This is a genomic window from Pseudokineococcus marinus (genome assembly GCF_013004605.1).
Classification (GTDB): Bacteria; Actinomycetota; Actinomycetes; order Actinomycetales; family Quadrisphaeraceae; genus Pseudokineococcus; species Pseudokineococcus marinus.
Genome location: NZ_JABEMA010000119.1, coordinates 1 through 9136 on the forward strand (window position 1 = coordinate 1; position 9136 = coordinate 9136).

Here is a 9136-nt window from a genome sequence, read left to right on the forward strand (position 1 = left end):
CCCCGTCGAGCGCGTGGGCGCGGCGCTGCCGCGGCTGCTCGAGGTGCTGCCGGACCACGGGGTCGACGTCGGCGCGCTGGCCCTCGCCGCGCTCGAGGACGCCGCCGCGACCCCCGCCGGCGTCCCGGCCGCGACGTGGGGCCGCCTCCACCGCCTGCGCACCGTCCACGGCCTCGACGGCACGCCGTGGCACGACGCCGTCGAGCGCCCCGGCGAGGGCTCGCCGCTGCCCGGCGACACCGACTGCGTGCTCGCGACGTCGAGCGTGCCGGGCCTGTCGCCCGACGGGCTCGGCGACACGGGCCTGCGCGGCCCCGTGGCCCGCTACGTCTGGGACCTCGCCGACCGCGGCGCGAGCCGCTGGGTCGTGCCGCTGGGCGCCGACGGCGTCCAGGGCGCCCCGCACGCCGCCGACCAGCTGCCGCTGTGGCTCGCGGGTCGGCTCGCGCCCGTGCCCCCGACCCGGCCCGACGACGCCGTCGACGACGGCCCGCCCGCCGCCCGCACCCCCGAGGAGACCGCATGACCACCGACGCCACGAGCGCGAGGGAGGGGGCGCCCGCCGCCCCGTCGCTCGACGCCCGCCTGCCCGAGGGGCCGCGCCCCCTGCCCGACGGGCGGGTCCTCGACGTTCGCCGGCTCGACCCGGACGCCGACGCGGCGACCGTCCACGCCTGGGTCGTCGAGCCGCGGGCGCGCTACTGGGGCATGGCCGACCGCACGGTCGAGCAGGTGCGCGAGGTCTACGCCTTCGTCGACTCCCTGAGCACCCACCACGCCTACCTGCTGCGCCTCGACGACCGGCCGGTCGCGCTGCTGCAGACCTACGACGCGCAGGCCGACCCGCTGGGCGAGGTCGACGGCGTCGAGCCGGGCGACCTCGGGATCCACCTGCTGCTCGCGCCGACGGAGGACCCGGAGCGCGGCTTCACCGCCCTGCTCGCCGCGGCCCTCGCGCCGCTGGCGGTGGGCAACGCGGGCGTCCGGCGCGTCGTCGTCGAGCCCGACGCCCGCAACGAGGCGGCCGCCGAGCGCCTGCGGCGCACGGGGTTCGAGATCGGTCCGGTCGTCGACGTCGCCGGCAAGACCGCGCGCCTGGCCTTCCTGCCGCGCGCCGTCCTCGAGGCGCTCGCCGGGGCGGCGGCTCCCGGTCGGTGAGCACCGTCGGGCGCCCGCGGGCGCCCGACCGACCCGGGCGGGCGCCCGGCCCGCTCGGTACCGTCCCCCCGTGCGCCTCGCCGTCGTCATCCCCGCCAAGGACGAGGAGGAGCGGATCGACGCCACGGTCCGCGCCGCCCTCGCGATCGAGGGCGTCGACGTCGTCGTCGTCGTGGACGACGGGAGCTCGGACCGCACGGCCGTCACCGCCCGCGCCGCGGGGGCCCGGGTCGTGCGGCACCACCGCAACCGCGGCAAGGCCGCGGCGCTGGAGAGCGGCGCCGCCCTCGTCCGCGACCTCGAGCAGCCGCCGGACGGCGTCGTCCACGACGCCGCTGGACGGGCGCTGGCGACCGACGAGCCCCGCGCCCTGCTGCTCGTCGACGCCGACCTCGGCGCGACGGCCGCTGCCACGGCCGCGCTGGCCGTTCCCGTCCTCGCGGGCGAGGCCGACGCGAGCATCGCCGTCCTGCCGCCGCAGTCCTCCCCCGGCGGCGGCCGGGGGCTGGTCGTCGGCCTCGCCCGCCGCGGGATCCTCGCCGCGACGGGGTGGACGCCGACGCAGCCGCTCTCGGGCATGCGCTGCCTCACCCGCGGGGCCTTCGAGCGCGCCCGCCCCCTCGCGCCCGGCTGGGGCGTGGAGACGGCGATGACCGTCGACCTGCTGCGCGCCGGGATGCGCGTGGTCGAGGTGCCGTGCGACCTGCAGCACCGCGTCTCGGGCCGCGGCTGGCGGGCGCAGGCCCACCGCGCGGCGCAGTACCGCGACGTCGTCCGCGCCCTCGCCGCGCGCGGGCAGCTCGGCGCCGTCCTGCCGCCGCGCGGCTGAGCCCCCGTCGGGGCTAGTGCGACGACGCCGTCGCGGGCTCGCGCTGGCCCGGCGCGCCCGCGGCGTCGTCCTCGAGCGCCCGCGCCCCCGCCGCCGTGAGCAGCGGCACCATGAGCGTGGCCGCCACGGCGGGGATCGAGGTGCCGGAGTCGTTGACGGCGAACCCGATGAGCACGAGCACGAGCCACGCGCCGAAGCCGGCCCGCAGGGCGGGCGCCCGGTCGAAGGCGCGGGTGAGGGCCGGGGGCCCGGAGGCGCCGGGGCGCAGGAGCACGAAGGCCACGAAGAGCGCGGCGATCGGCACGAGCAGCCCCTGAGGGTTGCCCGTCAGGACGCTGAGGTTGGCGCTGATCTTGCGCCCGACGACGTCGAGCGCGCCGCCGTCGAGCACCGTCTCGACGAAGCGCCCGAGGTGCGTGCGGTCCGCGGGCGCACGCAGCCAGTCGAGCGTCGCCAGCAGGGCCATGACCACGGCCGTCCCGCCGCCGATGAGCAGGACGCGCCGCCAGGTGATGCGCACGCCGGCCACGAGCAGGGCGAGGACGGCGAAGGCCGGGACGATCGCCGGCGGCCCGCCGAAGTCGCTGCCCAGGCCGGGCGTCCCGTCGAGGACGGCGCAGGCGACGCCGAGGACGGCGACGGAGGCGACGGCCGCGCGACGGCGGCCCCGCCCGACGAGGTGGGCGGCGAGCGCCGTCGCGAGCAGCAGGCACCCCGTCGAGAAGAGGGCGAAGGGCGGGTTGCCGAGCCCGTAGAAGCGCCCCGCGACGATGGGGTTGGGGCCCATGAGGCTCGACAGCTGCAGCGTCGAGCCCCCGACGACGTCGACGGCGAGGACGAGCGCCGTCGTCGCGGCGACGGCGCCGAGCGGGCCGACCACGCTGCGGCGCCAGGGCCCCAGCAGGGCCACCGCGGCGACGACGGCCGTCCATCCGGCGACCGCCGCCACGAGCGCGAGCGCCGAGGGCTCCGCCCGCCACCACGGCACGAGCCCGGCGAGGAAGGTCGACACCGGCACCGACGCCCCGACGACCGAGACGCGGCGCAGCCAGGCGAGGACGCGGCGGCGCCCGCGGGGCCCGCCGGAGCGGCGGCGCAGCGCGACGATCGCCGCCCCGTAGAGGAGGAGCTGGGAGCCGTAGAGCGCGTAGAAGAAGGGACCGACGACGGGCCGCACCTCGAGGGCCGCGCGGGCGAGGTCGAGGACGACGGCCCGCCGCTCCGCGGCGTCGAGGGAGTCGTCGACGGGCAGCACCGGGGCCCCGACGAGCCCGGCGGGGGCGTCGACGCCCAGGGTCACCAGCAGCGTCGGCGCGAGGTCCGTGGTCTGCAGCAGGCCGTCCTGCCGGGTGCTGAGGGAGCCGACGAGGCTGGCCCCGTAGGCGTCGGCGACGCCCCCCGCGGCCGGCCCGACCGCGGCGAAGGCGCCGAGGTGGGCGGTGCTCGTGGCGTCCGCCAGGCTCGCGACGACCACGGTGGCGTCCTCGTCCTCCACCGCCGCGAGGACGGCGCCGACGCGGGCGTCGAGCTGCTCGACGGTGCTGGCGGAGGCCTCCTCGGGCACCTCGCCGTCCGGGTCGACGTCGGCGAGCAGGCTGCCGGCGTCGACGACGACGAGCTCCGCGCCGTCCTCGACGAGCCCGCCCACGGCCTCGCCGAGCGCCTCCGGCTCTCGGGGCCGCGGCACGTGGGGGCCGGTGAGCGAGCCGTCCGAGGTGGCCAGGGCCACGGCGGCGCCGGGGCCGACCGACGCCGTCGCCGTGCCCGCGCGGGCGAGGGCGTCGCCGAGCAGGCCGAGCCGGGCGTCGTAGGGCTGCTCGGCCGCCGCCGCCTCGTACACGGGCCAGCGCGGCAGAGCGCCGTCCACGGGCTCGCGCACCGTCGTGCAGCGGGTGACGGCCTCCTGCGGGTCCGGCTCGGCGGCCTCGCCGTCGGCGGCCTCGACCTCCATGCCGGGCCGCGGGTCGAGCACGCGCGAGCCCGAGCTGACGGCGAGCCAGCCGTCGGCGGGGCACGCGCTGGCCGTCACCGACCGGACGGCGACGTCACCGACGCCCGCGTCGCGCAGCAGGGCACCGAGCACCGGCGTCCGCGCGGCGTCCTGCGGCTCGCCGCCGGGCCCGTCGCCCTGCTCGGCCTCCTCGACGAGGGGTGTGCCGCCGCCGTCGACGGGCGTGACGTCGCCCCACCGCAGGCCGGGCACGCCGACGAGCACGACCGGCCCGGGGACGCCCGCGCCGGCCGACCGGTCCTCGGCCGCGTCGGCGGCCCGGGCTGCGGGAGCGCCGGCGAGCCCCGCGAGGACGGCGAGGACGAGCGCGAGGAGGGCCGGCACGGGCCCGAGGGTAGGGGCCGCACCTGGACCGCCCCTGGGGACGGCGGAGGACCGGCGGCGCCGCTGGTAGCCTCCTCCGCGTTCACGAAGGGGAGTAGCCCCCAACCGCGGCGTCGACACACTGGCCGCCCCGCTCGCGCGGGTGCACCCGGTGCCGCGGACCGGACGTCGCCCTCGGCGCGCGCCCGGTGGGCGAGACCTTCGGCCGCGCACGCCCGTGCGCCCGGCCGGAGGCGCACCTGCTCCCGGGAGGGCGCGCACGACCTCCCGAGGACCCGTGGAGCCCTTCTTCGTCTCGACCGCCGTCGGCTTCGGCGTCATCTTCGCCGCCGAGCTGGGCGACAAGTCCCAGCTCATGGCGCTGACCTTCGCCACGCGCTACCGCCCGTGGCCCATCATCGCCGCGATCACCGCCGCGACCGCCCTCGTGCACCTCGCCTCGGTCCTGCTCGGCGCCGCCGTCGGCGCGGCCCTGCCGACCACCGCCATCGCGGTGGTCGCGGGCCTCGCCTTCATCGGCTTCGGCGTCTGGACCTTCCGGGGCGACTCCCTCGACGAGGACGAGGAGCAGAAGGCCGAGCGCGCCGGCCGGTCGGTCTTCCTCACCGTCGCGGTCGCCTTCCTCCTCGCCGAGCTCGGCGACAAGACGATGCTCGCGACCATCACCCTCGCCGCGCGCGACGACGGCTTCGCCGAGATCGCCGGCACGTGGCTGGGCTCGACCGTCGGCATGGTGGCGGCCGACGCGCTCGCCATCGTGCTCGGCTACCACCTCGGCAAGCGGCTCCCCGAGCGCGCCGTCGCGATCGGGGCCGGCGTCCTGTTCGTGCTCATCGGGGTCTGGCTGCTCGTGGACGCCCTGCTGCTCGGCTGAGCGCCGGGCCGCGGCGAGCGCCGGGTCGAGACCGGCCCGGTCGACGCCAGCCGGGTCAGACGACCCGGGCGGCACGCGCCGGCACGGCCCGGCGGGCCCGGACGCGGCCCGCGACGCCCGCCGCGAGCACGACGACGGCCGCGAGCGCCGCGACGACGACCACGACGCCCGAGGTGTCCTCGCCGCTGGAGCGCCCGACGGCGACCCAGGCGAGGCCCCAGCCGAGGGAGAGGGCCGGCGCGACCCGCCCGGACGCCAGCGACAGCCACGCGCCGACCGCCGCGGCGACGACGAGCACGACGACGGCCCAGGCGCTCTCCCCCAGCCCGAGGCCGCCGACGCCGAGGCCTGACAGCCAGGCCGAGACGTTGGCCACCGTCGCGATGAGGACCCAGCCGAGGTAGAGGCCCGCGACCCCGTCGACGAGCAGCGCCTCCGCCCACCTCGACGGCGCCGAGCGCGCCAGTCGCGCGAGGACCACGGCGAGCACGGCGACGAGCGCGACGATGACGAGCACGCTGAGCGTCACCGAGCCCGCCTGCACGACGACGATCCACGCGGCGTTGAGGAGCATCGACGCCGCCAGCAGCCACCCCACGGCCCGCTGCCGCGGGTCGGCCGGCCGCGCGGCCGCGAGCTGCCAGACGCCGTAGGCCAGCAGGCCCGCGTAGATGACGCCCCAGATCGAGAAGGCCGGGCCCGCCGGGGCGACGAGCGTGGCCGTCGCCGACAGCGTCCCGTCCGCGGCCTCGTCGATCGGGGTGCCGCCGAAGGCCCCTGATCCGATCGTCGAGACGACGAGCGCGAGCACCGCGCTCCCGAGCACCACCCGCTGCCGCGTGCGGTCCCGCCCCGTCGCCCGCGCCCTGCTCTCTCTACCAGCGAACCTCTCCATGGCGGAGAGAGTACGGTCGGGGGCGTGACCGCGCACTCCCCGGACGGGACCGACGACGCCGCACGGGCGGCGGTGCTGCGCGGCCTGCAGCGGGTCGTGCAGGAGACCGACCGCTACGTCGACGAGGTCGGCGCCCGGCACGGCTCCGCGCGCACCGACCTCGAGGCCGTCGCCGCCGTCGTCGAGGCCGACCGCCGCGGCGAGGAGCACAGCCCCGGCACGCTCTCGCGCCACCTCGGCCTCAGCTCGCCCGCGACGACGGCGCTGCTCGACCGGCTCGAGCGGTCCGGGCACGTGCGGCGGGCCCGCAGCGGCACCGACCGCCGCCGCGTCGTCGTCGAGGTCACCGACGTCGCCCGCGACCTCGGCCGCGACGTCTTCTCCCCCATGGCCGCCGAGCTGCGCGCCGTCCTCGCGCGCTACGACGGCGAGGACCTGGCGCTGCTCGGGCGCTTCCTCGACGAGGCGGCCGACGCCGTCGCGCGCGGACGGCGACCGCCCGGCGCCTGAGGCCGCCGGCCGGCACCGGTCGTCCCCCGGTCGACCCCGGTCGGCCCTCGGACGGGTGCCCTGTGCGCACCCGGCCCCGCGGCGAGCGCCGCTCCGCCACACTGTCGCCCGCGCGCCGGCACCGGCGCGGGTCCCCGCCGCGGCGGGGCGACGACGACGTGACGGGGAGCCCGGTCAGGCATGGAACTCGCAGTGGGAACGCTCATCGCCCTGGTGCTCGTGGGGGTGGTCGTCCTCGTCCTCCTGGTCCTGGGCGTCTCCGCGGTGCGGCGCTACAAGATCGCCAACCCGTCCGAGGCGCTCGTCGTCGTCGGGCGCAAGGGCGGCAAGCCCGTGCTCAACCCCGAGACGGGCGAGCCCTCGATGGACCTGTCCGGCCAGCGCGTCGTCATGGGCGGCGGCGTCTTCGTCAAGCCCTTCGTCGAGCAGGCCTACGCGCTGTCCCTGGCCTCGCGCTCCATCCGCGTGCAGATCCGCGGCGCCGTCTCCCAGCAGGGCATCCGGCTCAACCTCGACGCCGTCGCGATCGTCAAGGTGGGCGGCACCGAGAACAACGTGCGCGCGGCCGCGCAGCGCTTCCTGCACCAGCAGGACGAGATCGAGTCCTTCACCCAGGAGGTCCTCGCCGGCTCGCTGCGCTCCATCGTCGGCACGCTGACGGTCGACGAGATCATCCGCGACCGCGCCGCCTTCGCGCGCCAGGTCGCCGACGAGTCGGTCTCCTCGCTCAACAACCAGGGCCTCGTCCTCGACACCTTCCAGATCCAGGACGTCTCCGACGACAGCAACTACCTGCGCGACCTCGGCCGCCCCGAGGCCGCCGCGGCCGCCCGCAACGCGGCCATCGCCGAGGCCGACGCCCAGCGCGAGTCCTCCCAGCGCGAGGCCGCGGCCCAGCAGCTCGTCGCCGAGGCCGAGCGCGACCTCGCGCTGCGCCAGGCGACCTTCCGCGCCGACACCGACCGCGCGCAGGCCGAGGCCGAGGCGGCGGGCGCGCTCGCCAAGGCCGCCCAGGACCAGGAGGTCCTCACCGTCCAGGAGCGGGTGGCCCAGCGGCAGGCCACGCTGACCGAGACCCAGCTCGACACCGACGTCCGCAAGCCCGCCGACGCCGCCCGGTACAAGACCGAGCAGGAGGCGCAGGCGCGCCGCAGCGCCGTCCAGTACGAGGCCGAGGGCCGCGCGGCGTCGTCCGTCGCCGACGCCAAGGCCGCCGCCGAGCGCACCCGCCTGTCGGCCGACGCGGACGCGCAGCGCCTGCGCATCAGCGCCGAGGCCGAGGCCCGCGCCGTCCGGCTCGCCGCCGAGGCCGAGCTGGCCCGGCGCACCGCGCAGGCCGACGCCCGCCGTCTGGAGGGCGAGTCCGAGGCCGCCGCGATCGAGGCCAAGGGCCGCGCCGAGGCCGCCGCGCGGCGCGAGCTCGCCGAGGCCTTCGCCGGGTACGGCGACGCCGCCCGCCTGCAGATGGTCGTCGACGTCCTGCCCGAGATGGCCCGCGCCCTGGCCGAGCCGCTCGGCTCGATCGACGACCTCACCGTCATCTCCAACGACGGCGCGGGGGCCCTCTCCCGCTCGGTCGCCGGCAACCTCCACGAGACGCTCGAGACGGTGCGGCGCACGACGGGCATCGACCTCACCTCGCTGCTCGGCGGCTCCGGCTCCGGCTCCGGCGCGGGCGGCAGCGCGCCGGTGCGCCCGGTGCGCACCGCCGCGCCCGCGCCCGGCAGCGCGGCCCCCGGCGGCTTCGGCTCGGGCGACGAGGACGGCAGCGGGACCGACGGCTCGTGAGCCCCGAGGACGGGGGGCGCCGGCGGCCCCGCCGCTACGGCTACCTCGGCCCCGAGGGCACCTTCACCGACGCCGCCCTGGCCGCCGCCCTCGCGGCGCGCGGCGAGCGGGCGCTGCGCCTGTGGATGCACGGCGACCTCCCCGCCGCCGCGGCGCTGGCCCGGGAGGCGGGCCTCGCGCGCGTGCGCGAGCTCCTCACGATGGAGGCCGACCTCTCCGCGCCCCTGCCGCCGCTCCCGCAGGTCGACGGCGTGCGCCTGCGGTCCTTCGAGCCCGGGCGCGACGAGGAGGCCTGGCTCGCCGTCAACGCGCGGGCCTTCGCCGACCACCCCGAGCAGGGCGCCTGGACGCTCGACGACGTCCGCGCCCGCGAGGCCGAGCCCTGGTTCGACGCCGCCGGGCTCCTGCTGGCCGAGGACGAGCGCACCGGTGCCCTGCTCGGCTCCCACTGGACGAAGACGACCCCCGCGGAGGAGGGGGGCGCGCCGGTCGGCGAGGTCTACGTCGTCGGCGTCGCCCCCTCCGCCCAGGGCCGGGGCGTCGGGCGCCTCGTCACCCTCGCCGGGCTGCACCACCTGCGGGACCGGGGCGTGCGCCGCGTCGAGCTCTACGTCGAGGCCGACAACGCCGCGGCGCTCGCCGTCTACCGCCGGCTCGGCTTCGAGCGCTCCGGCGCGGACGTCGTCGTCGAGGCGCCGGCGGGCGCGGCGACCGGGGGGCGCCCGTGAGCGCGGGGCGCCGCGAGCG

General features: G+C 78.7%; 9 protein-coding genes. 7 read left to right on the forward strand and 2 right to left on the reverse strand.

Annotated features, from left to right (window positions below):
• From HLB09_RS09230 to HLB09_RS09240, 3 genes are all read left to right on the forward strand, one after another.
• A partial coding sequence (locus HLB09_RS09230) for a penicillin acylase family protein (RefSeq protein WP_171203095.1) occupies positions 1 to 526 on the forward strand: 526 nt, incomplete at its 5' end.
• On the forward strand, positions 523 to 1158 hold the full coding sequence (locus HLB09_RS09235; protein WP_171203096.1) for a GNAT family N-acetyltransferase: 636 nt from the start codon (positions 523 to 525) through the stop codon (positions 1156 to 1158). The genes HLB09_RS09230 and HLB09_RS09235, both read left to right, overlap by 4 nt.
• A gap of 70 nt (positions 1159 to 1228) precedes the next feature.
• Positions 1229 to 1987: a glycosyltransferase gene (locus HLB09_RS09240; RefSeq protein WP_171203097.1), complete on the forward strand. Its 759-nt coding sequence runs from the start codon at positions 1229 to 1231 to the stop codon at positions 1985 to 1987.
• 13 nt (positions 1988 to 2000) lie between these two features.
• Here HLB09_RS09240 and HLB09_RS09245 read toward each other — a convergent pair whose 3' ends face one another.
• Positions 2001 to 4322, reverse strand: coding sequence for a hypothetical protein (locus HLB09_RS09245; RefSeq protein ID WP_171203098.1), 2322 nt, complete (start codon positions 4320 to 4322; stop codon positions 2001 to 2003).
• A gap of 277 nt (positions 4323 to 4599) precedes the next feature.
• On the opposite strand from HLB09_RS09245, the gene HLB09_RS09250 reads away from it, so the two are divergent.
• Positions 4600 to 5196, forward strand: coding sequence for a TMEM165/GDT1 family protein (locus tag HLB09_RS09250; protein WP_171203099.1), 597 nt, complete (start codon positions 4600 to 4602; stop codon positions 5194 to 5196).
• Between the two features lie 55 nt (positions 5197 to 5251).
• On the opposite strand, the gene HLB09_RS09255 is transcribed toward HLB09_RS09250, so the two are convergent.
• The gene (locus HLB09_RS09255) at positions 5252 to 6091 is read right to left on the reverse strand and encodes a tryptophan-rich sensory protein (protein ID WP_171203100.1); all 840 of its coding nucleotides are present in this window, start codon (positions 6089 to 6091) and stop codon (positions 5252 to 5254) included.
• A 24-nt stretch (positions 6092 to 6115) separates the two neighbouring features.
• Here HLB09_RS09255 and HLB09_RS09260 point away from each other — a divergent pair, with 24 nt between their 5' ends.
• The 3 genes from HLB09_RS09260 (at position 6116) to mshD (ending at position 9117) form a co-directional block, all read left to right on the forward strand.
• Positions 6116 to 6601, forward strand: a complete 486-nt coding sequence (locus tag HLB09_RS09260) for a MarR family winged helix-turn-helix transcriptional regulator (protein ID WP_171203101.1) — start codon at positions 6116 to 6118, stop codon at positions 6599 to 6601.
• Between the two features lie 180 nt (positions 6602 to 6781).
• Positions 6782 to 8389, forward strand: a complete 1608-nt coding sequence (locus HLB09_RS09265) for a flotillin family protein (protein ID WP_171203102.1) — start codon at positions 6782 to 6784, stop codon at positions 8387 to 8389.
• On the forward strand, positions 8386 to 9117 hold the full coding sequence (gene mshD, locus HLB09_RS09270) for a mycothiol synthase (RefSeq protein WP_171203103.1): 732 nt from the start codon (positions 8386 to 8388) through the stop codon (positions 9115 to 9117). The genes HLB09_RS09265 and mshD overlap by 4 nt, the downstream gene beginning before the upstream one ends.
• The last annotated feature ends 19 nt before the right edge of the window (positions 9118 to 9136 follow it).